General features: G+C 62.2%; 19 protein-coding genes. 6 read left to right on the top strand and 13 right to left on the bottom strand.

The genetic code is table 11. The annotated features are described in order from the left end of the window. Positions 1–46: 46 nt before the first annotated feature. The 7 genes from cmk to mtnA form a co-directional block, all read right to left on the bottom strand. On the bottom strand, positions 47–736 hold the full coding sequence (gene cmk, locus BFP96_RS12330; RefSeq protein WP_012722932.1) for a (d)CMP kinase: 690 nt from the start codon (positions 734–736) through the stop codon (positions 47–49). Continuing rightward, the gene (locus BFP96_RS12325; protein WP_065936311.1) at positions 733–2,943 is read right to left on the bottom strand and encodes a bifunctional prephenate dehydrogenase/3-phosphoshikimate 1-carboxyvinyltransferase; all 2,211 of its coding nucleotides are present in this window, start codon (positions 2,941–2,943) and stop codon (positions 733–735) included. Before BFP96_RS12325 ends, cmk begins: the two co-directional genes overlap by 4 nt. A 28-nt stretch (positions 2,944–2,971) precedes the next feature. Beyond that, positions 2,972–4,084, bottom strand: coding sequence for a histidinol-phosphate transaminase (hisC, locus tag BFP96_RS12320; RefSeq protein WP_065936288.1), 1,113 nt, complete (start codon positions 4,082–4,084; stop codon positions 2,972–2,974). Between the two features lie 9 nt (positions 4,085–4,093). Next, the gene (pheA, locus tag BFP96_RS12315) at positions 4,094–5,188 is read right to left on the bottom strand and encodes a prephenate dehydratase (protein ID WP_003172650.1); all 1,095 of its coding nucleotides are present in this window, start codon (positions 5,186–5,188) and stop codon (positions 4,094–4,096) included. Continuing rightward, positions 5,188–6,273, bottom strand: coding sequence for a 3-phosphoserine/phosphohydroxythreonine transaminase (serC, locus tag BFP96_RS12310; protein WP_065936287.1), 1,086 nt, complete (start codon positions 6,271–6,273; stop codon positions 5,188–5,190). Before serC ends, pheA begins: the two co-directional genes overlap by 1 nt. 211 nt (positions 6,274–6,484) lie before the next feature. After that, on the bottom strand, positions 6,485–9,139 hold the full coding sequence (gene gyrA, locus BFP96_RS12305) for a DNA gyrase subunit A (protein ID WP_065886408.1): 2,655 nt from the start codon (positions 9,137–9,139) through the stop codon (positions 6,485–6,487). A gap of 425 nt (positions 9,140–9,564) precedes the next feature. Next, the gene (gene mtnA / locus BFP96_RS12300; protein ID WP_065936286.1) at positions 9,565–10,635 is read right to left on the bottom strand and encodes an S-methyl-5-thioribose-1-phosphate isomerase; all 1,071 of its coding nucleotides are present in this window, start codon (positions 10,633–10,635) and stop codon (positions 9,565–9,567) included. Between the two features lie 110 nt (positions 10,636–10,745). On the opposite strand from mtnA, the gene BFP96_RS12295 reads away from it, so the two are divergent. From BFP96_RS12295 to BFP96_RS12280, 4 genes are all read left to right on the top strand, one after another. Then, positions 10,746–12,077, top strand: a complete 1,332-nt coding sequence (locus BFP96_RS12295) for a TRZ/ATZ family hydrolase (RefSeq protein ID WP_065896628.1) — start codon at positions 10,746–10,748, stop codon at positions 12,075–12,077. Positions 12,078–12,106: 29 nt separating this feature from the next. Further along, entirely contained in the window at positions 12,107–12,805 is a 699-nt protein-coding gene (gene ubiG / locus BFP96_RS12290) for a bifunctional 2-polyprenyl-6-hydroxyphenol methylase/3-demethylubiquinol 3-O-methyltransferase UbiG (protein WP_003189760.1), read from the top strand. Positions 12,806–12,809: 4 nt separating this feature from the next. Next, a complete protein-coding gene (gene mupP / locus BFP96_RS12285; RefSeq protein WP_065886405.1) occupies positions 12,810–13,481 on the top strand; it encodes an N-acetylmuramic acid 6-phosphate phosphatase MupP in 672 nt (223 codons plus the stop codon). Between the two features lie 148 nt (positions 13,482–13,629). Further along, positions 13,630–14,370, top strand: coding sequence for a YciK family oxidoreductase (locus BFP96_RS12280; RefSeq protein ID WP_065886404.1), 741 nt, complete (start codon positions 13,630–13,632; stop codon positions 14,368–14,370). A 132-nt stretch (positions 14,371–14,502) separates the two neighbouring features. Here BFP96_RS12280 and BFP96_RS12275 read toward each other — a convergent pair whose 3' ends face one another. Genes BFP96_RS12275 through BFP96_RS12250 form a run of 6 tightly spaced genes read right to left on the bottom strand, consistent with a single transcriptional unit; the run spans position 14,503 to position 20,660 of the window. Next, entirely contained in the window at positions 14,503–16,017 is a 1,515-nt protein-coding gene (locus BFP96_RS12275; RefSeq protein ID WP_065936285.1) for an ABC transporter substrate-binding protein, read from the bottom strand. Further along, positions 15,999–17,018: an ABC transporter ATP-binding protein gene (locus BFP96_RS12270; protein WP_065896630.1), complete on the bottom strand. Its 1,020-nt coding sequence runs from the start codon at positions 17,016–17,018 to the stop codon at positions 15,999–16,001. Before BFP96_RS12270 ends, BFP96_RS12275 begins: the two co-directional genes overlap by 19 nt. Continuing rightward, positions 17,015–17,971 carry an ABC transporter ATP-binding protein gene (locus BFP96_RS12265; RefSeq protein ID WP_065886401.1) on the bottom strand — a complete coding sequence of 319 codons (957 nt, stop codon included), beginning with the start codon at positions 17,969–17,971 and terminating at the stop codon, positions 17,015–17,017. Before BFP96_RS12265 ends, BFP96_RS12270 begins: the two co-directional genes overlap by 4 nt. Beyond that, positions 17,968–18,825 carry an ABC transporter permease gene (locus tag BFP96_RS12260; protein WP_065896632.1) on the bottom strand — a complete coding sequence of 286 codons (858 nt, stop codon included), beginning with the start codon at positions 18,823–18,825 and terminating at the stop codon, positions 17,968–17,970. The genes BFP96_RS12265 and BFP96_RS12260 overlap by 4 nt, the downstream gene beginning before the upstream one ends. Continuing rightward, positions 18,822–19,769: an ABC transporter permease gene (locus BFP96_RS12255; RefSeq protein ID WP_065893571.1), complete on the bottom strand. Its 948-nt coding sequence runs from the start codon at positions 19,767–19,769 to the stop codon at positions 18,822–18,824. The genes BFP96_RS12260 and BFP96_RS12255 overlap by 4 nt, the downstream gene beginning before the upstream one ends. 3 nt (positions 19,770–19,772) lie before the next feature. Next, a complete protein-coding gene (locus BFP96_RS12250) occupies positions 19,773–20,660 on the bottom strand; it encodes a proline iminopeptidase-family hydrolase (RefSeq protein ID WP_065886398.1) in 888 nt (295 codons plus the stop codon). A gap of 182 nt (positions 20,661–20,842) precedes the next feature. Here BFP96_RS12250 and BFP96_RS12245 point away from each other — a divergent pair, with 182 nt between their 5' ends. After that, positions 20,843–21,607 (top strand): LuxR family transcriptional regulator, encoded by a 765-nt coding sequence (locus BFP96_RS12245; protein WP_065893569.1) that lies wholly within the window; start codon positions 20,843–20,845, stop codon positions 21,605–21,607. A 92-nt stretch (positions 21,608–21,699) separates the two neighbouring features. Beyond that, positions 21,700–22,632 carry a proline iminopeptidase-family hydrolase gene (locus tag BFP96_RS12240; RefSeq protein WP_065936284.1) on the top strand — a complete coding sequence of 311 codons (933 nt, stop codon included), beginning with the start codon at positions 21,700–21,702 and terminating at the stop codon, positions 22,630–22,632. The last annotated feature ends 67 nt before the right edge of the window (positions 22,633–22,699 follow it).

Raw genomic sequence — 22,699 nt, 5'->3', positions numbered from 1 at the left:
GAAGAAGCACCGCAGGACTATGACTGGTCCCCTGCAGCCTTCTTGGTCACCCGGCGATATCGCGAATGGCGATCTCGCTCATGATGCGTTCCAGCACCTGCTCGATGGACAACTCCGTGGAATCCAGCTGTATGGCGTCAGCCGCCGGCTTGAGCGGGGCTACCGCACGCTGGGTATCACGCTCATCGCGTGCACGGATCTCATCTAGCAGACTCGACAGACTAACACCATCGACTTTGCCCTTCAACTGCAAGTAACGACGGCGAGCACGTTCCTCGGCGCTGGCGGTCAGGAAAATCTTCAGCGGCGCCTCGGGAAACACCACCGTACCCATGTCACGGCCGTCGGCGACCAGGCCCGGCGGCTCCTGAAACGCGCGCTGGCGCTGCAGCAATGCGTCACGCACGGCCGGCAACGCGGCAACCTGGGAGGCCCAGGAACCGACTTGTTCGTTACGCAGGTCGTCGGTCACATCGTCGCCTTCGAGGATGATCCGCTGGGGATGACCTTCCGTCGCGCCGACGAACTGGACATCAAGGTGCGCCGCCAGCAGCTTCAGGGATTCTTCGTTGGTGAGGTCGACGCCATGGTTGCGCGCAGCGAAGGCCAGCAGGCGATACAGCGCGCCGGAATCGAGCAGGCACCAGCCGAGACGCTTGGCCAGAATGCCGGCGATCGTGCCTTTGCCCGAGCCGCTTGGCCCATCGATGGTAATCACCGGTGCTTTGATATTCACAATTGAGCCTCTTGGGCTACACGCATGCCGACATGGGCACACAGTGTAAGAAAGTTCGGAAAAGATGTAGCGACGTTGGCGCAGTCACGGATACGAATCGGCGCCGCCGCTCGCAACGACGCCACGCTCAATGCCATGGCGATTCGGTGATCGCCATGGGCATGCACGTCGCCGCCGCCTATCGGGCCGCCATCAATGATAATCCCATCAGATGTCGGTTCACACTTCACACCCAGCGCCAACAGACCGTCGGCCATGACCTGGATGCGATCGGATTCCTTCACCCGCAGCTCCTCGGCACCGCGCAACACGGTGCGCCCCTCGGCGCAGGCGGCGGCGACGAACAGCACGGGAAACTCATCGATCGCCAGCGGCACCAGCGCTTCGGGAATCTCGATGCCTTTAAGCACAGCGGCGCGTACACGCAAGTCGGCCACCGGTTCGCCACCCACTTCACGCGGGTTTTCCAGGGTAATGTCCGCGCCCATCAGGCGCAGAATATCGATCACCCCGGTGCGGGTCGGATTGATACCGACATGTTCGAGCAACAACTCGGAACCCTCGGCAATCGTGGCCGCCACCAGGAAAAATGCCGAGGAGGAAATATCCCCAGGCACTTCTATATGGGTAGCGGTCAACGTATGCCCGGATTCGACCGACGCCGTCGCGCCCTCCACGGTCACCGGGTAACCAAAACCGCGCAGCATGCGCTCGGTGTGGTCGCGGGTCGGTGCAGGCTCGGTCACTGCGGTTTTGCCTTCGGCATACAGTCCGGCCAGCAACACACAGGATTTCACCTGGGCACTGGCCATCGGCAGTACATAATTGATGCCTTTGAGTGCCTGGCCACCGCGGATGGTCAGCGGCGGGCACCCTTGCGGCCCGGTCTCGATCAGTGCACCCATGTCCCGCAACGGCTTGGCCACGCGGCTCATCGGGCGCCTGGACAGCGACGCATCGCCCGTCAGCACGCTGTCGAAGCGCTGCGCCGCCAGCAACCCGGACAGCAGGCGCATGGACGTGCCGGAATTGCCCAGGTAGATCGGCCCCGGCGCCGGTTTCAAGCCATGCAAGCCCACGCCATGAATCGTCACGCGGCCGTGGTGCGGCCCTTCAATCACCACGCCCATGTCGCGAAATGCCTGCAAGGTCGCCAGGGCGTCCTCACCTTCAAGGAAGCCTTCCACTTCGGTCACGCCATCAGCCAATGAGCCCAGCATGATCGAGCGATGGGAGATCGACTTGTCACCCGGCACCCGAATGCGCCCGCTCAAGCGGCCACCTGGACGGGCGATGAAGGTCAGTTCGTCGGCATTCACTGCGGTTTCCATATAGGCGCGCCGCGCCAGGATCTTGCTGAAGTGTTCACGCGCCACCCGCGCACGGGTGAACACACCCAACAGTTGATGGCCATCGCCTGCATCCACGGCGTCGCGCAAGGCGTCGAGGTCGCTGCGGAAGGTATCGAGGGTACGCAACACCGCTTCACGATTGGCGAGGAAGATGTCGTGCCACATCACCGGGTCGCTGCCGGCAATCCGCGTGAAGTCGCGGAAGCCGCCGGCGGCATAGCGGAAAATCTCCAGGTTCTCGTTGCGCTTGGCCAATGAATCCACCAGGCCGAATGCCAACAGATGGGGCAGATGGCTGGTCGCCGCCAGCACTTCGTCGTGACGCTCGACCTGCATATGCTCCACATCCGCCCCCAACTCGCGCCACAACCGGTCCACCACGGCCAAGGCCGCAGGATCGGTCTGCGCAAGCGGCGTCAGGATCACTTTGTGCCGACGAAACAGCTGGGCGTTGGACGCTTCCACCCCACTCTGCTCGGAGCCGGCAATCGGATGGCCGGGCACGAAACGCGGTGGCATTTCACCAAACGCCAGTTGCGCCGCGCGCACCACGTTGCCCTTGGCGCTGCCGACATCCGTGAGGATCGCGCTGCCCAAATCCAGGCCGGCCAAAATCGCCAACAGCTTTTCCATGGCCAGGATCGGCACGGCCAGCTGGATCACGTCGGCGCCCTGGCACGCGATGGCCAGGTCCGCCTCGCAGCGATCCACCACCCCCAGTTCCACCGCCAGCTTGCGCGATTGCGGGTCCAGGTCCACGCCAACCACTTCGCCGCACAGGCCGCTCTCGCGCAGGCCTTTGGCGAAGGATCCACCGATCAACCCAAGACCGACGACCACCAGGCGACCGATCATAGGCACAGCAGGTTGCAGTGCAGTGACATCAACCACGGGCCAGCACCTTGGCCAACGCCTCCAGGAAGCGGCTGTTCTCAGCCGGCAAACCGATGGTGACGCGCAGGTGATTGGGCATGCCGTAATTGGCCACCGGGCGCACGATCACGCCTTCGCGCAGCAAACCCTGGAAGACCGGGGCGGCTACCTGGCCGAGGTCGACGCAGATAAAGTTGCCCCTGGACGCAATCCAGCCCAGGCCCAACTCGCGAAAACCGTCCTGCAATTGCTGCATGCCGCGCTCGTTGAGGCGACGGCTTTCCTCGAGGTAGTCGGCATCGTTCAACGCCGCGCAGGCCGCCGCCAGGGCCAGACTGTTAACGTTGAACGGTTGGCGCACACGGTTCAGCACATCAGCGACTACCGCGCTGGACAAACCATAGCCAACCCGCAGCGACGCCAGGCCGTAGGCCTTGGAGAAGGTGCGCGACACCAGCAGGTTCGGATAGGCCGCCAGGAAGGCCAGGCCATTCGGCAGGTCGCTGCCTTCGGCGTACTCGATATAAGCCTCGTCCAGCACCACGAGGACATGCTCGGGCACGTCCTGCAGGAATTCGTTCAAGGCCTGCTCATCGAACCAGGTGCCCGTCGGGTTATTCGGGTTGGCGATAAACACCACGCGGGTTTGCGCATCGATTGCGGCCAGCATCGCCGGCAGGTCGTGCCCCCAGTCCTTTGCCGGAATCACCCGTGCATCGGCGCCTACGGCCTGGGTGACGATCGGGTAGACCGCGAATGCATGCTCACTGAACACCGCGTTCAGGCCCGGTGCCAGGTAGGCCCGGCCGACCAGCTCGAGGATGTCGTTGGAGCCGTTGCCCAGGGTCACCTGGTTCAGCTCGACCCGACACTTTTGCGCCAGCAACGACTTGAGGGCAAAGCCGTTGCCGTCGGGATAACGGGTCAGCTCGGCCAACTCTTCCCGAATCGCCGCCAACACTTTGGGGCTCGGGCCCAGCGGGTTTTCGTTACTCGCCAGCTTGACGATTTTGGACGGATCCAGATTCAACTCACGCGCCAACTCGTCCACAGGCTTGCCCGGAACGTAAGGCGAGAGTTGTTGCACGCCCGGCTGCGCCAGGGCGAGGAAGTTGCCACTCATGTCAAAGCCTCACAAAACCGCTTTCGGGTAAGAGCCCAGCACCTTGAGTGCCACGGCCTCCTGGCTGATTTTCTCCAGCACACCTTTGACCAGCGGGTCACGGTGATGCCCGATGAAGTCGATAAAGAACACGTAGGTCCATTTACCGCTGCGCGAAGGACGCGTCTCGATGCGCGTCAGGTCAATCCCGTTGTCGTGGAACGGCACCAGCAGTTCATGCAGCGCGCCGGGCTTGTTGCTCATGGAGACGATGATGGAGGTCTTGTCGTCGCCGGTGGGCGGCACTTCCTGGCTACCGATCATCAGGAAGCGCGTGGAGTTGTCCGGACGGTCCTCGATTTTCTCGGCCAGGCGCGTGAGCCCGTACAGGCCCGCCGCCATATCGCCGGCAATCGCCGCCGAGTTCCACTCGCCCTTGACCCGCTTGGCCGCCTCGGCATTGCTGGAGACCGCCACGCGCTCGACGTTCGGGTAATGGGCGTCCAGCCACTTGCGGCACTGAGCCAGGGACTGGGCGTGGGAATAGATACGGCTGATGCTGTCGGTCTTGGTGTTTTCGCCCACCAGCAGGTGGTGGTGGATGCGCAGCTCGACCTCGCCACAGATCACCATGTCGTGTTCCAGGAAGCTGTCCAGCGTGTGGTTGACCGCGCCTTCGGTGGAGTTTTCCACCGGCACCACGCCAAAATTCACCGCACCGGCCGCCACTTCGCGGAACACTTCGTCGATCGCCGCCATTGGCTTGCTGATCACGGCATGGCCGAAATGTTTCATGGCCGCCGCTTGGGTGAAGGTGCCTTCCGGGCCGAGGTACGCCACTTTCAGCGGCTGCTCCAGCGCCAGGCACGAGGACATGATTTCACGGAACAACCGCGCCATCTCTTCGTTGCCCAGCGGCCCCTTGTTGCGCTCCATCACGCGCTTGAGCACCTGAGCCTCGCGCTCGGGCCGGTAGAACACCGGCACCTCGCCTTCCGCCAGGGACGCCATTTTCACCCGGGCCACTTCCTGGGCGCAGCGTGCGCGCTCGCTGATCAGCTCGAGGACTTTCTCGTCCAGGCTGTCGATGCGTACCCGCAGGGCCTTGAGTTCTTGCTCAGACATTAGCCGTGTTCCTTTTCGAACTCTGCCATGTAGGCAACCAGCGCGTTGATGGCGTGGATGTCGACGGCGTTGTAGATGGAGGCGCGCATGCCACCGACCGAACGGTGACCCTTGAGGTTCAGCAGGCCGCGCTCGTCGGCACCGGCCAGGAACGGCTTGTCCAGGCGGTCGTCAGCCAGGCGGAATGGCACGTTCATCCATGAGCGATTGGCGAGGTTGATCGGGTTGCTGTACAGGCCGCTGGCGTCGATGAAGTCGTACAAGGTGCGCTTCTTCACTTCGTTGAGCTTGCCCATGGCAGCCACGCCGCCCTGCTCCTTGAGCCATTCGAACACCAGGCCGGACAGGTACCAGGCGAATGCCGGCGGGGTGTTGTACATCGAGCCATTATCGGCCGCGACCTTGTAGTTGAGCATGGTCGGGCACACCGAGCGCGCGCGGCCGAGCAGGTCTTCGCGGATGATATTGACCAGGATGCCGCTCGGGCCGATGTTTTTCTGCGCGCCGGCGTAGATCATGCCGTACTTGGACACATCGATGGGGCGCGAGAGGATGTCCGAGGACATGTCGCACACCAGTGGGACATCGCCCACTTGCGGCACCCAGTCGAATTGCAGGCCGCCGATGGTTTCATTGGCGACGTAGTGCACGTAGGCCGCATCCTTGGACAGATTCCATTCGTTCTGACCAGGAATGGCGAAGTAGTCATAAGGCTTGGCGGTGCCTGCCACATTGACATGACCGTAGCGGGAGGCTTCTTCAATGGCCTTCTGACCCCAGATACCGGTGTCGATATAGTCGGCCGTGCCGCCTTCGGGCAGCAGGTTCAGCGGGATCTGGGCGAACTGCTGGCTCGCGCCGCCCTGCAGGAACAGCACTTTGTAGTGGGAGGGGATGTCCAGCAAGTCGCGCAGATCCTGCTCGGCCTTGGTGGCGATGGACACGAACTCATCGCTGCGATGGCTCATTTCCATCACGGAGAGGCCTTTTCCATGCCAGTCGAGGAGTTCAGCCTGCGCGCGCTGCAGGACTGCTTCAGGAAGCGCCGCGGGACCGGCACAGAAGTTATAGGCTCTCTTGCTCACATCCAATCTCTCTGATCTGGTGGGACTGAAATCAAACACTGCTGGGGCGAGCTTGCTCGCGAAAAACCCGATAGCGCAAGGGCGTATCAGGCAGCCCGCGTCATCGTTGGCGATTTTCGCGAGCAAGCTAGCTCCTACAGGGGGCGGCGTTATATTTCAAAGGGGACAAACAACAAGGGGGCGAATCTTCATCCGCCCCCTGTGTGTCCGCTTATTCCTGCGGTTCTTCTTCGTCTGCGGCAGCATCGAGGGTTGGCTCGTCGACGTTGTCATCGCCGGCTGCGATCACCTCGCCGTCGAATTCCTCACCTTCGAGCGCTTCGCCCTCAACTTCCGAAGGCTCCTGCACACGCTCAAGGCCGACCAGTTTTTCATCCTTGGCCAGCTTGATCAGGGTCACGCCCTGGGTGTTACGGCCCAGGCTCGATACTTCCGCCACGCGGGTACGGACCAGGGTGCCCTGGTCGGAAATCAACATGATCTCCTCGCCGTCGAGCACCTGCACCGCGCCGACCAGACGGCCGTTGCGGTCGTTGCTGACCATGGCAATCACGCCCTGGCCGCCACGCTTGTACTCCGGGAACTCGCTGATGGCGGTGCGCTTGCCGTAGCCACGCTCGGACGCGGTAAGGATCTGGCTGCCTTCTTCCGGGATCAACATGGAGATCAGCTTCTGCCCTTCCGGCAGGCGCATGCCGCGCACGCCGCGGGCGGTACGGCCCATGGCGCGAACGTCGGACTCCTTGAAGCGCGTGACCTTGCCGCCGTCGGAGAACAGCATGACTTCGCGCTCGCCATCGGTGATCGCGGCAGAGATCAGCACGTCGCCTTCATCCAGTTCCAGGGCGATCAGGCCCACACTGCGTTGACGGCTGAAGGATTCCAGCGGGGTCTTCTTCACGGTGCCCATGGCGGTGGCCATGAAGATGAAGTGACCTTCGGTGTATTCCTCGACCGGCAGCATGGTGGTGATGTATTCATCACTGTCCAGCGGCAGCAGGTTGACCAGTGGACGCCCACGGGCGGCACGAGAGGCTTCCGGGATTTCGTAGGTCTTCAGCCAGTACACCTTGCCCTTGCTGGAGAACAGCAGCAGCGTGGTGTGACTGTTGGCGACCAGCAGGTGAGCGATGTAGTCCTCATCCTTGACGCCGGTAGCCGATTTACCTTTACCACCACGACGCTGGGCCTGGTACGCCGCCAGCGGCTGGGTCTTGGCATAGCCACCGTGGGAGATGGTCACCACGCGCTCTTCTTCCGGGATCATGTCACCCAGGGTCAGGTCGAGGCGCGCATCGAGGATTTCGGTGCGGCGCACGTCGCCGTATTCGGCGCGGATCACTTCGAGTTCTTCGCGGATCACTTCCATCAGGCGCACGGCGCTGTTGAGGATGCGGATCAGCTCGCCGATCTGGTTGAGAATCTCCTGGTACTCGGCCAGCAGCTTCTCGTGCTCCAGCCCGGTAAGGCGGTGCAGGCGCAGTTCCAGGATGGCCTGGGCCTGTTCCGGCGACAGGAAATACTTGCCGTCACGCAGGCCGTATTGCGGGTCCAGGGTCTCAGGGCGGCAGGAATCAGCGCCGGCGCGTTCAACCATGGCCACCACGGCACTGGATTCCCACGGCATCTTGATCAGGGCTTCCTTGGCTTCCGACGGCGTCGGCGATGCCTTGATCAGGGCGATTACCGGGTCGATGTTCGACAGCGCAACCGCCTGGCCTTCCAGGATGTGGCCGCGCTCGCGGGCCTTGCGCAATTCGAACACGGTACGACGGGTGACCACTTCACGGCGGTGACGGACGAACGCTTCCAGCAGATCCTTGAGGTTCAGGATGCGTGGGCGGCCATCGATCAGGGCAACCACGTTGATACCAAACACGCTTTGCAGCTGGGTCTGGGCGTAGAGGTTGTTGAGGATCACCTCGGGCACTTCGCCACGACGCAGCTCGATGACTACGCGCATACCGTCCTTGTCGGACTCGTCGCGCAGTTCGGTGATGCCTTCGAGCTTCTTCTCTTTAACCAGCTCGGCGATCTTTTCGATCAGGCGCGCTTTGTTCAGCTGGTACGGCAGTTCGGTGATGACGATCTGCTGGCGGCCACCGACCTTGTCGATGTCCTCGATGATCGAGCGGGCGCGCATGTAAATGCGCCCGCGACCGGTGCGGTAGGCTTCGATGATGCCGGCGCGACCGTTGATGATCGCGGCGGTCGGGAAGTCCGGGCCGGGGATGTATTGCATCAGCTCATCGACGGTCAGCTCGGGGTTGTCGATGAGGGCCAGGCAACCGTCGATGACTTCACCGAGGTTGTGCGGCGGGATGTTGGTGGCCATGCCCACGGCGATACCGCTGGAACCGTTGACCAGCAGGTTGGGAATACGGGTGGGCATGACGGCCGGGATCATTTCGGTGCCGTCGTAGTTCGGCACCCAGTCCACGGTTTCTTTATGCAGATCGGCCAGCAGTTCGTGCGCCAGCTTGGTCATGCGCACTTCGGTGTATCGCATGGCCGCGGCGTTGTCGCCGTCGACCGAACCGAAGTTGCCCTGGCCGTCTACCAGCAGGTAGCGCAGGGAAAACGGCTGGGCCATCCGAACGATGGTGTCGTACACCGCAGTGTCGCCGTGGGGGTGATACTTACCGATCACGTCACCGACAACACGGGCAGATTTCTTGTACGGCTTGTTCCAGTCGTTACCCAGCTCGCTCATCGCGAACAGCACACGCCGGTGCACGGGCTTCAAGCCGTCGCGCGCATCAGGCAGTGCCCGACCGACAATGACGCTCATCGCGTAGTCGAGGTAGGACTGTTTCAGCTCGTCTTCGATATTGACCGGGAGGATTTCTTTGGCCAGTTCGCCCATGAGAAGCCTGATTCCTTTTTCGGGTGAAACTTCGTTACATCCATTCGGGACGAACAAAGCTCGCCGCTGCCGGCACGGTGCCTGACAACGACTTACGACAAATCAACGAGTTATGACACGGATCTGCACGTTATGGACCACCCCTCGGGGCAGCCCTGGAAACCGCCGGATGTTATCACAATCGCCGCCACGCACCTATCCCCCTGATGCGCATGGAGGCTAGTAATTTGATGAATGACAGGCTTGAGGGGGACGAGAGAGGCTCAGAGGTGGGGTGGTGCTGTTTTTTGAGGGCGGATCCGGGCCTTTTATTGACTTTGAGGGCCAATCGGGGGCAAGCCCCCTCCCACACTTGAATTGTGAACACAGTCAAACCTGTGGGAGGGGGCTTGCCCCCGATAGCAATGGCACAGACACCACAGCCCTCAATGCAGCCGCTTACGACACATCAACCTGGCCAGCTTGGCAGTATCCGGCCGCTCCACCACACCTTTTTCGGTCACGATCACATCAATCAGATCCGCCGGCGTCACATCGAATGCCGGATTAAATGCCTGCGCCTCCAACCGCTGGCCATTCACCTCCAGCAACTCAGCGCCGTCACGCTCTTCCAGGGTCACATCATCGCCGGTAGCCATCATCAGATCGACGGTCGAGCTCGGCGCCACCACCATGAAGCGTACGCCGTGGTGCATGGCGCAAACGGCCAGTTGATAGGTACCGATCGTGCTGATCACATCGCCATTGGCCGCGATGCAGTCCGCGCCGACCACCACCCAGGTGACGCCTTTGGTCTTGAGGATATGCGCCCCGGCAGCGTCGGCATTTACCGTGACCGGAACGCCGGCGCCGGCCAACTCCCAGGCGGTCAATCGCGAGCCTTGCAGCCACGGCCGGGTTTCATTGGCATAAACCTGCTCGACCAGGCCTTCCAGGAATGCCGCGCGGATCACCCCGAGGGCCGTGCCGACACCGCCGGAGGCCAAGGCGCCGGCGTTGCCATGGGTCAGAATCGCCTGGGCATTGCCCTGATGCTTGCGAATACGCTCGAGGCCCAATTGGGCCATGACCACATTGGCTTCGCGATCGCTCTCATGAATCGCAATGGCTTCGGCTTCCAGCACCGCCAACGGGTCGGCGTGTTGCTTGAGACGGTCAAGGCGCTCGCGCATGGACTTCAACGCCCAGAACAGGTTGGATGCGGTGGGACGGGTATCGGCCAGCAATGCGTAGTCTTCTTCCCATGCCGCCTGCCAGTCGTCGCCCTCGGCAATGCGTTGGCGCGCAGCCAGGACCAGGCCGTAGGCTGCACTGATACCGATGGCCGACGCGCCGCGCACCACCCTTGCGCGAATGGCGGCGGCCACCTCGTCGACGGTCGAGCACGTCACCCAGCTTTCCCGGGCCGGCAATGCACGCTGATCGAGCAGGTGCAGCACGCCATCACGCCACTCGATGGCCTTCACCTTCTCCGCCGCCAACAGTCGGTCGCGCATCCCTTAACCCCGTACTCATGAACAAAAGCCGCCGATTATAGCGATCCGCCCGCCGGGACGCTCGGGTATACTTCGCCCTTCTTTTATAGCTGCCCAGGAAGAAGCCTGCGATGACGCCCACTGCCGCCCCGCTCGACTTATTACTGCTGCCGACCTGGCTGGTACCCGTCGAACCCGCCGGCGTAGTGCTCAAGGAGCATGGCCTGGGTATCCGCGACGGTTGCATCGTGTTTATCGGGCCGCGGGCGGCGGCATTGAAGCTTGAGGCGAGCGAAGTGCGCGAACTGCCGGGCATGCTGCTCAGCCCCGGCCTGATCAACGCCCACGGGCATGCGGCGATGAGCCTGTTCCGCGGCCTGGCCGATGACCTGCCATTGATGACCTGGCTGGAAAAACACATCTGGCCCGCCGAGGCCAAGTGGGTCGATGAAGCCTTCGTGCGCGATGGCACCGATCTGGCCATCGCCGAGCAGCTCAAGGGCGGCATCACCTGCTTCTCCGATATGTATTTCTACCCCAAGGTCGCCAGCGATTGCGTGCACAACAGCGGCATGCGCGCGCAGATCGCCATTCCGATCCTGGACTTCCCGATCCCGGGCGCCATCACCGCCGATGAGGCGATTCGCCAAGGCATCGAGCTGTTCGGCGACCTCAAGCATCATCCACGCATCAAGATCACGTTCGGCCCCCACGCGCCTTATACCGTCAACGATGACAACCTGGAAAAGATCCGGATCATCGCTGAAGAGCTGGACGCCGCAATCCATATGCACGTGCACGAAACCGCCTTCGAGGTGCAGCAGGCCGTGGAACAGACGGGCGAGCGGCCACTGGCCCGCCTGGGTCGCCTTGGCTTGCTGGGCCCGCGCTTCCAGGCCGTTCACATGACCCAAATCAGCGAGGATGACCTGGCTTTGCTGGTAGAAAGCAACACCAGCGTGATCCATTGCCCGGAATCGAACCTGAAACTGGCCAGCGGCTTCTGTCCGGTTGAACGCCTGTGGCAGGCTGGCGTCAATGTGGCTATAGGCACTGACGGCGCCGCCAGCAACAACGACCTTGACCTGTTGGGCGAAACCCGCACCGCCGCGATGCTGGCCAAGGCCGTCGCCGGTTCGGCCACTGCGCTGGACGCCCATCGCGCGCTGCGCATGGCCACCCTCAATGGCGCGCGGGCGATGGGCCTGGACAGCCAGATCGGCTCGCTGGAAGTCGGCAAGGCTGCGGATATCGTCGCCTTCGACCTTTCGGGGCTGGCGCAACAACCGATCTACGACCCGGTCTCACAGCTTATCTACGCCACCGGTCGCGATTGTGTGAAACACCTTTGGGTCGCCGGCAAGCAGTTGCTCGACGACCGACGATTGACCCGCATGGATGAAGCACAGTTGACCGCCACGGCCATTGCCTGGGGCCAACGCATCAGCGGGCACAGCGAATAAACCGATTTATCAGATTCAGAGGATTCACCATGAGCAACGTCGACCACGCCGAAATCGCCAAATTCGAAGCCCTGGCCCACCGCTGGTGGGACCGTGAGAGCGAGTTCAAGCCGCTGCATGACATCAACCCACTGCGGGTCAACTGGATTGACGAACGCGTCAACCTGGCCGGCAAAAAGGTGCTGGACGTCGGTTGCGGCGGTGGCATCCTCAGTGAAGCCATGGCCCAGCGCGGCGCCACCGTCATGGGCATCGACATGGGCGAGGCACCGCTGGCCGTGGCCCAGCTGCACCAGTTGGAATCCGGCGTAAGCGTGGAATACCGCCAGATCACCGCCGAAGCCCTGGCCGAGGAAATGCCCGAACAGTTCGACGTGGTCACCTGCCTTGAAATGCTCGAACACGTGCCGGACCCGTCTTCGGTGATCCGCGCCTGTTTCCGCATGGTCAAGCCCGGCGGCCAGGTGTTCTTCTCCACCATCAACCGCAACCCCAAGGCTTATCTGTTCGCGATCATCGGCGCCGAATACATCATGAAGCTGCTGCCGCGCGGCACCCATGACTTCAAGAAATTCATCCGCCCCTCCGAGCTGGGCGCGTGGAGCCGCCAGGCCGGGCTGACCGTCAAGGACATCATCGGCCTGACCTACAACCCGCTGACCAAGCACTACAAGCTGGCCAACGACGTTGACGTCAACTACATGATCCAGACCCTGCGCGAGGAGTAAGCCTGTGAAGTTGCGAGCGGTTCTCTTCGACATGGACGGTACCCTGCTGGACACCGCGCCGGACTTTATCGCCATCTGCCAGGCCATGCGCGCCGACCGTGGCCTGCCGCCGGTCAACGACCAGCACATCCGCGATGAAATCTCCGGTGGCGCGAAGGCGATGGTCGCCGTGACGTTCTCGATGGACCCGGAGTCGCCAGGTTTCGAAGCGCTGCGCCAGGAATTCCTTGAGCGCTACCTCAAGGACTGCGCGGTGCACAGCAAATTGTTCGACGGTATGGCCGAGCTGCTGGAAGACATCGAGAAGGCCAAGCTGGTCTGGGGCGTGGTCACCAACAAGCCGCTGCGCTTTGCCGAGCCGATCATGCAGCAACTGGGCCTGGCCGAACGCTCGGCCGTGCTGATCTGTCCGGACCACGTGAAGAACAGCAAGCCCGACCCGGAGCCGATGATCCTGGCGTGCAAGATGCTCGACCTCGACCCGGCCAGCGTGTTGTTCGTGGGCGATGATTTGCGTGATATCGAATCCGGTCGCGATGCCGGCACCCGGACGGCGGCAGTTACCTACGGCTATATCCATCCGGACGACAATCCGCGTCACTGGGGGGCGGATGTGGTGGTGGACCACCCATTGGAGCTGCGCAAGGTGCTGGATAGCGCGGTGTGCAGTTGCTGATTTAACTGATCGATGAAGATCCAATATGGGAGGGGGCTTGCTCCCGATTGCAGTGTGTCAGTCACTGCATTTGTTGACTGATCCACCGCTATCGGGGCAAGCCCCCTCCCACAGTTGATCTTCGGCGTTTTCGAATGTGAGGTTATGTATGTTTGATTATTCCGCCCCTCCAGAACTGCTCAAAGGCCGGGTGATCCTGGTCACCGGTGCCGGCCGCGGGATCGGCGCGGCTGCGGCGAAAACCTACGCCGCCCACGGTGCTACCGTGCTGCTGCTGGGCAAGACCGAGGCCAACCTGGCCCAGGTGTATGACGAAATCGAAGCCGCCGGCCAGCCGCAACCGGTGGTGATCCCGTTCAACCTGGAGACCGCCCTGCCCCATCAATACGATGAGCTGGCAGCAATGATCGAAAAGGCATTCGGCCGCCTCGACGGCCTGCTGCACAACGCCTCGATCATCGGACCGCGCACGCCCATCGAACAATTGTCCGGCGAGCACTTCATGCGAGTGATGCACGTCAACGTCAACGCGATGTTCATGCTGACCAGCACCCTGCTGCCGTTGCTCAAGCTGTCCACGGATGCGTCGGTGGTGTTCACTTCCAGCAGCGTCGGGCGCAAGGGCCGCGCGTATTGGGGCGCTTACGGAGTGTCGAAGTTTGCCACTGAAGGCTTGATGCAGACCCTGGCCGACGAGCTGGAAGACGTCGCCGCCGTGCGCGCCAACAGCATCAACCCGGGCGGTACGCGCACCAGCATGCGAGCCCAGGCCTACCCAGGGGAAAACCCGATGGAACGGCCGGCGCCGGAAGAAATCATGCCGGTGTACCTGTACCTGATGGGGCCGGACAGTGCAGGGATCAATGGGCAGGCATTTGATGCGCAATAACCCCTGACACAACCTGAAGCAAAATGTGGGAGGGGGCTTGCCCCCGATTGCGGTGGATCAGCCCATGAATCTGTTGGCTGACAGACCGCTATCGGGGGCAAGCCCCCTCCCACATTGGTATTGCAGCGCTCGTCAGTTTTTCACCACTTCCTCAAGCGTGAAGCGGCCCAGCGGGTTCTGCAGGAAGTTGCTCACATTCTTGCGTGAGATATTGATGTAAGGGCTGTAGTACAGATCGATCCAGTTCACGTCCTGTTTCGCCAGTTTCTGCAACTCCACGTACATCTGTTCACGCTTGGCCGGGTCGGCCTCGATGCGCGCCTGCGCCACCAGGGCCTTGACCTTGTCGTTCTGGTAACGGGTCATGTAGTTCTGGTTGGTGTCATGACCCAGCACGAAAGTGGTCTTCTGGTCCGGGTCGAGGATGTCGTTGGTCCAGTACATCACCGAAATATCGTACTCACCGTCCACCAGCATCTGCCAGCTCTGGGTCGGGTCGACCTTTTGCAGGTTGGCGGTGACGCCGACCTTGGCCAGTTGATCCTTGATGATCACCGCAATCTGCTCGTCCGCTTCGTTGCCGGCGTTGACCACGTAGTTGAGCTTCAGGTCCTTGGCGCCTGCATCGGCCAGCAGCTTTTTCGCCGCAGTCGGGTCATACGGGCGTTGCAGGTTATTGGCGTAGTGAAAGAGCGAGCCTTTCGGGATGTAGGAATAGGCCACGGTGCCTTGTCCGTAAGTGGCGGTCTTCACCAGCGATTGTTTATCGATGGCCATGTCCAGCGCTTCACGCACTTCTGGCTTGGCCAGCAGGCCATGCGCGTGGTTGATCAGCAGGTGATCTTCGCGGGTGGACGGGTCGGCATGGATCACCACGTTCGGGTCTTTCTTCAGCTCTTCAACACGGGAGAAGGGTACGAAGATCGCCGTGTCCAGCTCGTTGTTCTGCACCATGCGCATGCGTGTGTTGTCGTCCGTGACCGACACCCACTCCACCCCGTCCAGGCTGACGTTGCCGGCCTGCCAGAAGTTCGGGTTCTTCTTCAGGATCACGCGGTCGCCCTTGCGCCATTCGTCCACGGTGAAGGCGCCGGAGGTCACCGGGTTTTCCGAGTAGGCGTCTTCGCCCATTGTCGTCATGGCTTTTTCCGACAGGATCGACACCGTTGGCGACGCCAATTGCGAGAGAAACGCCACCGCCGGCGTTTTCAGGGTCACGACCAGGGTTTTCCCATCGCGGGCCTTGGCGGTGTCGATCAGGCTGAACGGGTCGCTCCACAGCGAGGCCTTGTTATCGCGGATACGCAACAGGCTGAACGCTGCGTCGCCGGCGGTGATCGGCGAGCCGTCGGAGAACTTCGCGTCGCGCAGTGTGAAGGTGTAGGTCAGGCCGTCCTTGGAAATCTCCCAGCTTTGCGCCAGGCCCGGTTCCATTTTGGTGCCCAGGTTGTCCACTCGCACCAGGGTGTCGTAGACGTTGGCAAATACCCAGGTATCGCGGTTCTGCGCGCTTTTGATCGGGTCAAAGGTGGTGCTGTCTTCACGGCAACCGATGGTCAGTACGCCAGCAGCCTGGGCCAGGCCGGCAGTGAGGGACCAGGCGGTCAGCGTGGCGGCGGCGAGTAATTTCAAATGGCGCGATTGCATGTCATAACTCCTTGTTCATGATGGGCAGGAAGGGGCAAAGGGTGTTCAAGCACGCAACTGTACCGATGCTCATGCACTGAATGGGTGGGCGGCAACACCACGGAACACATGGCCTGGGCATAGCGGCAGCGCGGGTGAAACGCGCAACCTGTGGGCAAATTCAGCGGGCTGGGTGGTTCGCCGGGCAATGGCTGCGCAGGCAACGGACGATGGGGGTCAATCTGCGGAATCGCCTCGATCAACGCCGCCGTATAGGGATGGCGCGGCGCAGTGAACACCGCTTCCACCGGCCCCTCCTCGACGATCTTGCCCAGGTACATCACCGCCACGCGGTCGCACAGGCGCCGCACGATGGCCAGGTCATGGGCGATAAACAGGATCGCCAGGTTCATGCGCTGTTGCAGTTCCAACAGCAGATTGATGATCTGGCCCTGAATCGACACATCCAGCGCCGCCACGCATTCGTCGGCGACGATCAAGCGCGGTTCCACCGCCAGCGCTCGGGCGATGCCCACGCGCTGGCACTGGCCGCCACTGAGGGAGCCGGGTTTGCGCGAGGCCAGTTCAGGACGCAGGCCAACCAGCTCGAGCAGTTCATCGACACGGGCGCGGATGTTTTGCGGCGCGACCTTGCGCTGCACCCGCAACACTTCGGCGAGGGTTTCACCGATGCTGTGACGCGGGTTCAGGGCGGCGTAGGGGTCCTGGAAGATCATCGCGGTTTCCCGGCGCAAGCGCGCAATATCGATGGCGCTGCCCCGGGCCATGTCGACACCGTCGAACAGCACTTGCCCGGCGCTGATCGGGTTGAGGTGCAAAACTGCCCGGCCCAACGTGCTTTTACCGCTGCCGGACTCGCCCACCAGCCCGAGGGTTTCACCGGCGGCCAGATTCAGCGACACCCCGTTCACCGCCCTCACCCACTGCTTGCTCAACCCGAACAGGCCACCGCCGGATGCGGCAAAGCGGACCTCCAGGTCCTTGATCTGCAACAGGCTCATGGGCGCCCTCCGAGGGGATAGTGACAGGCAACTCGCGCGCCTTCCGGCAACAGTTCGGTACACAGGGCGCCGACCTGCGGGCAGCGCGGGTTGAAGCGGCAACCGCCCGGCAATGCGTCGAGCAGCGGCGGCTGGCCAGGGATGGTGCGCAACAACGCATGGCCGCTGCTGTGGGCCGGCTGGCAATCGATCAGGCCGGCGGTGTACGGGTGCCGTGGCTGGGCCAGCAGTTCGTATTTGCTGCCGTGTTCGCACAGGCGCCCGGCGTACATCACCGCGATGGAGTCGCAGCTTTGCGCGACCACGCCGAGGTCGTGGGTGATCATGATGATCGACAGGCCACGCCTGTCGCGAAGGTCGAGCAACAACCGCAGGATTTGCGCCTGCACCGTCACATCCAGGGCCGTGGTGGGTTCGTCGGCGATCAGCACCTTCGGGTTGCACCCCAGCGCTACCGCAATCATCGCGCGCTGGCGCATGCCGCCGGAAAACTCATGGGGATAGTTGTCGACACGGGCCTGCGGGTCCGGAATGCCCACTTGGCGCAGCACGTCGATGGCCTGCCGGCGCGCGTCTTTCTTCGAGGCGCCTTGATGCAGGCGGATGCCTTCGGCGATCTGCTCGCCGATACGCATCAACGGGTCCAGATGGCTGCTGGGGTTCTGGAAGATCATGCCCAACTGCCCGCCACGGACGGCGCGCATGCCGGCTTCATCCAGGCGCAGCAGGTCCTGGCCGGCCAGGTGTACCGTGCCGCCCTGCACGCGCAGGTTGGGCGATGGCAGCAGGCGCATCAGGCCGCGACAGGCCAGGGTCTTGCCCGAACCGCTTTCACCGACCAACCCGAGGATTTCACCCTCGGCCAGGTCAAAGGACACGCGGTCGACCAGGGTCAGCGCATGCCCGGCGTTATCGGCGATCACGCTGAGGTCGCGCACTTGCAGCAGGCTCATGAACGATCCCCCAGGACTTGCGCCACACCATCGGCCAGCAGGCTGAAGCCCATGGCCAGGGTCACGATGGCCACGCCCGGGAAGGTGCAGATCCACCAGGCGGTGGTGATAAAGGCCTGGCCCTCGGCGACCATCGTGCCCCATTCGGCCGTCGGTGGCTGCACGCCCAGGCCCAGGTAGCTCACCGCAGCGCCGTTGAGCAGCACCAGCACCGCGTCGGACATGGAAAACACGATCGAGCCAAACATCGCATTGGGCAGCAAATGCCGGAACAGAATACGCCCATGACCAAACCCCAGGCTCCTGGCGGCCAGGGCAAAGTCGCTCTCCTTGAGTACCAGAATCTGCGAGCGGATCAACCGCGCATACGAGACCCAGCCCACCAGCGCCATAGCGATGTAAAAGCTCTGCAGTCCAGGCCCGAGAATGGCCATGATCGCCAGCATCAACACCAGAAACGGGAACGCCAGGACCACATCGATCACGCGCATGCACACACTGTCCAGGCGTCCGCCGATATACCCGGAGATTGCACCGATGAAGGTGCCGATCATGAACGGAAAGATCACCCCGACAATCGCCAGTTGCAAGTCGATGCGCGCGCCCCAGATCACCCGCGACAGCACGTCGCGGCCGTAGTTATCGGTGCCGAACAGGTGCGCAGCACCGGGCGCCAGCAGGCTCATATCGGTGTTCTGCGCAATCGGGTCGTAGGGCGCGATCCACGGCGCGAACAGCGCCAGGGTCAGCCACGTGAGCAGTATCAACAGGCCCCACGCGGCGGTCAGCCGGCCGTTGCGAAAACCCAGGCGCAGGCGCAAACGCCAGGGCGCTATCAATGGGCGGCTGTTCATTGCATTTTCACCCGTGGGTCGAGGGCCACCGTGACCACGTCGGCGATGAAGTTGACCACCACCGTCGCACAGGCCAGCACCATCGCCACGCCCTGTACCACCATGTAGTCGCGGGTAAAAATACCGCGCACCAGCAACTGGCCGATGCCGGGAATGGCGAACAGGCTTTCGATGACCACCGTGCCGCTGATCAGCCAGCCGATATTCACAGCCAGCAGGTTGACGGCCGGCACCAGGGAGTTGGGCACGACATGGCGGCGGAACACGGCGGCTTCCGACAGCCCCCGCGCCCGCGCTGCGGTGACATGATCGGCCTGCAGTTCCACCAACATGCTCGCGCGCAAATTGCGCACCAGCACTGCCGACAGCGCCAGGGCAATGGTCAGACACGGCAGGACCATATGATGGGCCTTGTCCAGCCAGGTGCGACCGTAACCGGACACCGGAAACAAGCCCCACTGCACACTCAGCAACAGGATCAGCATCAGGCCCAGCCAGAACGCCGGCATGCCCAGGCCGACTGTGGTGAATACGCGGATCAGGTTGTCTGGCCAACCGCCTTTATTGCGCGCCGCCAGTGTCGCCAGCGGGACAGCGATCAACAGCGCCAGCAGCACACTGCCGAGCACCAGCACCAGCGTCGGTTCGATACGCGTGACGATCAGCTTCAGGGCGTCGACCTTGTACAGCAGCGATTGGCCGAGATCGCCCTTGAGCAGGTTCTTCAGGAAGTAGAAATATTGCAGCCACAACGGTTCATCGAGGCCGTACTGGGCGCGGATTTTCAGCAACGCGTCGGGCGTGCTGCGCGAACCCAGCAGCGCGCGCGCCGGATCGCCCGGGATCGAACGCACCAGCACAAAGGTGATCAGGCTGATGCCCAATAGCACTGGCAACAATTGCAGGGGCCGGGACAGTACAAAGCGGTAACGCGCGAGGTTCATTCGTCAGCCTCGGTGGCGGGCGAGAAAGTCCAGCAGCACCGGAAAATACGCCTCGGGTTCTTCGTAGAACGGCATATGGCTGCTGTTGGGAAATACGTGCAGTTCGGCGTGCCGGGCCGCCATCTTCATGCGCAGGGCACAGGCCGGCGTGAGTTCGTCGTGCTGGCCGGTGGTGATCAGGATCGGCATCTTGAACGTGGCCATTTCAGGAATGCGGTTCCAGTCCTTGAGGTTGCCGATATACAGGAATTCGTTGGGCCCCTGCATGGTTTCGTAAGGCCCCATGTTCCAGTCGCCGAGGGAGCGTTTTACCGGCTCCGGCCATTCGTCCAGGCGGCACACGTGACGATAGTTGAGCAAGGTGATGGCGGCTTGATACTGCGGGTGATCGAGCGTGCCCATGGCTTCATGGCGCTGCATCATGGCCACGGTTTCGCTGCCAAGGGCGCCGCGCAGGCGTTCGAGTTCCCGGGACAGGTGGGGAATATCGCCGACCGTGTTTTCGAGGATCAGGCTTTTCAGCGCATCGGGGTAATGGATGGCGTACTCGATACCCAGCCAACCGCCCCAGGAATGCCCGAGCAGATGCACGGGCCCCAGGCCCAGTGCCTGGCGCACGGTCTCGACTTCTTCGACATAACGGCGGATTTCCCACAGGGAAACGTCGGTCGGTCTGGCTGATGCGCCTGTGCCAAGCTGGTCGAATGCAACCACTCGCAGGTTATGGTCTTTGAGCCAGCCATGGGCGTCGCGCAAATAGTCACACGGCAGGCCCGGCCCGCCGTTGAGGCACAGCAGCACCTCATCGCCTTCGCCAAAGCTGTAGACCACGAGATTATGGCCGTCGACTTGCACGTTGTACTGCTGGTCGGGGGCAATTTCACGCCACATGCATACATTCCTTGTGTTGTATCGGCCTGGCAGGTAGTGGCCGTTTGTACGTCAACACTACCGAGGATGCCGCGCGTCCATAACCTAGCGTTTCTTATAGGTTTGGCCTGGCAGTCCTTCGCCGGGGCGTGGCATTCTACTTGCAGCAAGTCGAGATTCAAATGAATTCGGGAGCAGAACGGATGCTGGCCAGGCTAACTGCCTTCAATAATCGCCTGATGCCGGGCAGGAGCCTGGACGAGCAGATAGACAATACGTTTATCCTCGCCCAACAGCTGGGTTTCGATGCGCTGGTGTACGACTACACGCCGGTGCCCATCGACCTCAACGGGGTGCTGATCACGCCCTCGGTGCTGCAACTGCGCAACACGCCGACCGACTGGCACGCCTTGTGGTGCAGCGAAGGGTTCTACCAGATCGATCCGGTGCAACACTTGGCCTTGCGCAGCGTATCGCCGTTTGTCTGGTCGTATGAGGCAAAGGCCGAGACTGCACTGCAAACGATCATCGACCCCTGCCATGCACCCGTTTGCTCCTACCTACACGAACAACAGTTGACCTGCGGCGTCAGCGTGCCGATCCACCTGCCCCGTGGTGGCTTCGCTTCACTGACCGGGCTGCGCACCGGTAAGGCGAGCACGGTATTGAAAGATGCGCAGCAAACCTTGTCGGACTTCAGCGTGATCGGCCACGCGTTACAGGAGGCGGCTTATCCTTTGTTCAACAAAGCAGTGCGCACCTACCCGCATATCCATCTGACCAAGCGCGAGCGCGAGTGCCTGAAATGGGCGGCCGAAGGCTTGACTGCGGCCGAGATCGCCACGCAATTGACCCGTTCGCTGGCGGTGGTGACCCTGCACCTGGCATCGGCCATGCACAAGTTGGGCGCCAAGAACCGCGTGCAGGCGGTGGTGCGCGCCACGCACTACCGGTTGCTGGACGATTGATCCTTATCTAAAACCTAGCTGTTTTGCTAGTTACCTAAACGTCGCGTGCAGACTATCGTAGCCATGATCCTTTTTTCAGAGCAGGGTACGAAATGGAATTCATCGACAAAGTCCGCGAAGGCTACGCCCCCTTCGGCGCCTATCAGACGTGGTATCGCATCACGGGCGAGCTGTCCACCGGCCGCACACCACTGGTGATCATCCATGGCGGCCCCGGCTGCACCCACGATTACGTCGACGCGTTCACGGATGTCGCCGCCAGCGGCCACGCGGTGATTCACTACGACCAGTTGGGCAATGGGCGCTCGACGCACTTGCCGGAAAAACCGGCTTCGTTCTGGACCGTCGAGCTATTCCTCGACGAATTGAACAACCTGCTCGACCACCTGCACATCAGCGACAACTACGCGATCCTCGGGCAATCCTGGGGCGGCATGCTCGGCAGCGAACATGCGATTCTGCAGCCCAAGGGCCTGCGCGCCTTTATCCCGGCCAACTCACCGACGTGCATGCGCACCTGGGTCAGCGAGGCCAATCGACTGCGCAAGCTGTTGCCCGAAGGTGTACATGAAACCCTGCTCAAGCATGAAGCCGCCGGTACCTACCAGGACCCGGAATACCAGGCCGCCTCGCGGATTTTCTACGACCAGCACGTGTGCCGGGTCAACCCGTGGCCGGAAGAAGTCGCGCGCACCTTCGCCCAGGTCGATGCCGACCCGACGGTGTATCACGCCATGAGCGGCCCGACGGAGTTCCATGTGATCGGCAGCTTGAAGGACTGGAACGTGATCGGTCGCTTGTCTGCGATCAACGTGCCGACCCTGGTGATCTCCGGCCGGCACGACGAGGCCACGCCGCTGGTGGTCAAGCCGTTCCTGGACGAAATCCCGGACGTGCGCTGGGCGCTGTTCGAAGACTCCAGCCACATGCCCCACGTGGAAGAACGCCAGGCGTGCATGGGGACGGTGGTGAAGTTCTTGGATGAAGTATGTTCAATGCCGCACCAAGCCCTCAAGGCTGGCTAATTCCAATGTGGGAGGGGGCTTGCCCCCGATAGCGGTGTGTCAGCCACTGGAGTTTTGACTGATACAC

The organism is Pseudomonas sp. 34 E 7 (genome assembly GCF_900005715.1).
In the GTDB taxonomy this organism is placed as follows: Bacteria; Pseudomonadota; Gammaproteobacteria; order Pseudomonadales; family Pseudomonadaceae; genus Aquipseudomonas; species Aquipseudomonas orientalis_A.
The sequence above is the reverse complement of the archived record's forward strand: the minus strand, read 5'-3'. Positions and strand labels throughout refer to the sequence as shown.

What these genes read in the sequence shown, in the direction of transcription:
- BFP96_RS12295 (WP_065896628.1), top strand. Translation starts at nt 10,746, where the DNA reads ATGACGCCCACTGCCGCCCCGCTCGACTTATTACTGCTGCCGACCTGG.
- ubiG (WP_003189760.1), top strand. Translation starts at nt 12,107, where the DNA reads ATGAGCAACGTCGACCACGCCGAAATCGCCAAATTCGAAGCCCTGGCC.
- BFP96_RS12265 (WP_065886401.1), bottom strand. Translation starts at nt 17,971, where the DNA reads ATGAGCCTGCTGCAAGTGCGCGACCTCAGCGTGATCGCCGATAACGCC.
- BFP96_RS12250 (WP_065886398.1), bottom strand. Translation starts at nt 20,660, where the DNA reads ATGTGGCGTGAAATTGCCCCCGACCAGCAGTACAACGTGCAAGTCGAC.
- BFP96_RS12325 (WP_065936311.1), bottom strand. Translation starts at nt 2,943, where the DNA reads ATGATCGGTCGCCTGGTGGTCGTCGGTCTTGGGTTGATCGGTGGATCC.
- BFP96_RS12280 (WP_065886404.1), top strand. Translation starts at nt 13,630, where the DNA reads ATGTTTGATTATTCCGCCCCTCCAGAACTGCTCAAAGGCCGGGTGATC.
- BFP96_RS12275 (WP_065936285.1), bottom strand. Translation starts at nt 16,017, where the DNA reads ATGCAATCGCGCCATTTGAAATTACTCGCCGCCGCCACGCTGACCGCC.
- gyrA (WP_065886408.1), bottom strand. Translation starts at nt 9,139, where the DNA reads ATGGGCGAACTGGCCAAAGAAATCCTCCCGGTCAATATCGAAGACGAG.
- mtnA (WP_065936286.1), bottom strand. Translation starts at nt 10,635, where the DNA reads ATGCGCGACCGACTGTTGGCGGCGGAGAAGGTGAAGGCCATCGAGTGG.
- BFP96_RS12240 (WP_065936284.1), top strand. Translation starts at nt 21,700, where the DNA reads ATGGAATTCATCGACAAAGTCCGCGAAGGCTACGCCCCCTTCGGCGCC.
- BFP96_RS12255 (WP_065893571.1), bottom strand. Translation starts at nt 19,769, where the DNA reads ATGAACCTCGCGCGTTACCGCTTTGTACTGTCCCGGCCCCTGCAATTG.
- BFP96_RS12260 (WP_065896632.1), bottom strand. Translation starts at nt 18,825, where the DNA reads ATGAACAGCCGCCCATTGATAGCGCCCTGGCGTTTGCGCCTGCGCCTG.
- hisC (WP_065936288.1), bottom strand. Translation starts at nt 4,084, where the DNA reads ATGAGTGGCAACTTCCTCGCCCTGGCGCAGCCGGGCGTGCAACAACTC.
- BFP96_RS12270 (WP_065896630.1), bottom strand. Translation starts at nt 17,018, where the DNA reads ATGAGCCTGTTGCAGATCAAGGACCTGGAGGTCCGCTTTGCCGCATCC.
- BFP96_RS12245 (WP_065893569.1), top strand. Translation starts at nt 20,843, where the DNA reads ATGCTGGCCAGGCTAACTGCCTTCAATAATCGCCTGATGCCGGGCAGG.
- pheA (WP_003172650.1), bottom strand. Translation starts at nt 5,188, where the DNA reads ATGTCTGAGCAAGAACTCAAGGCCCTGCGGGTACGCATCGACAGCCTG.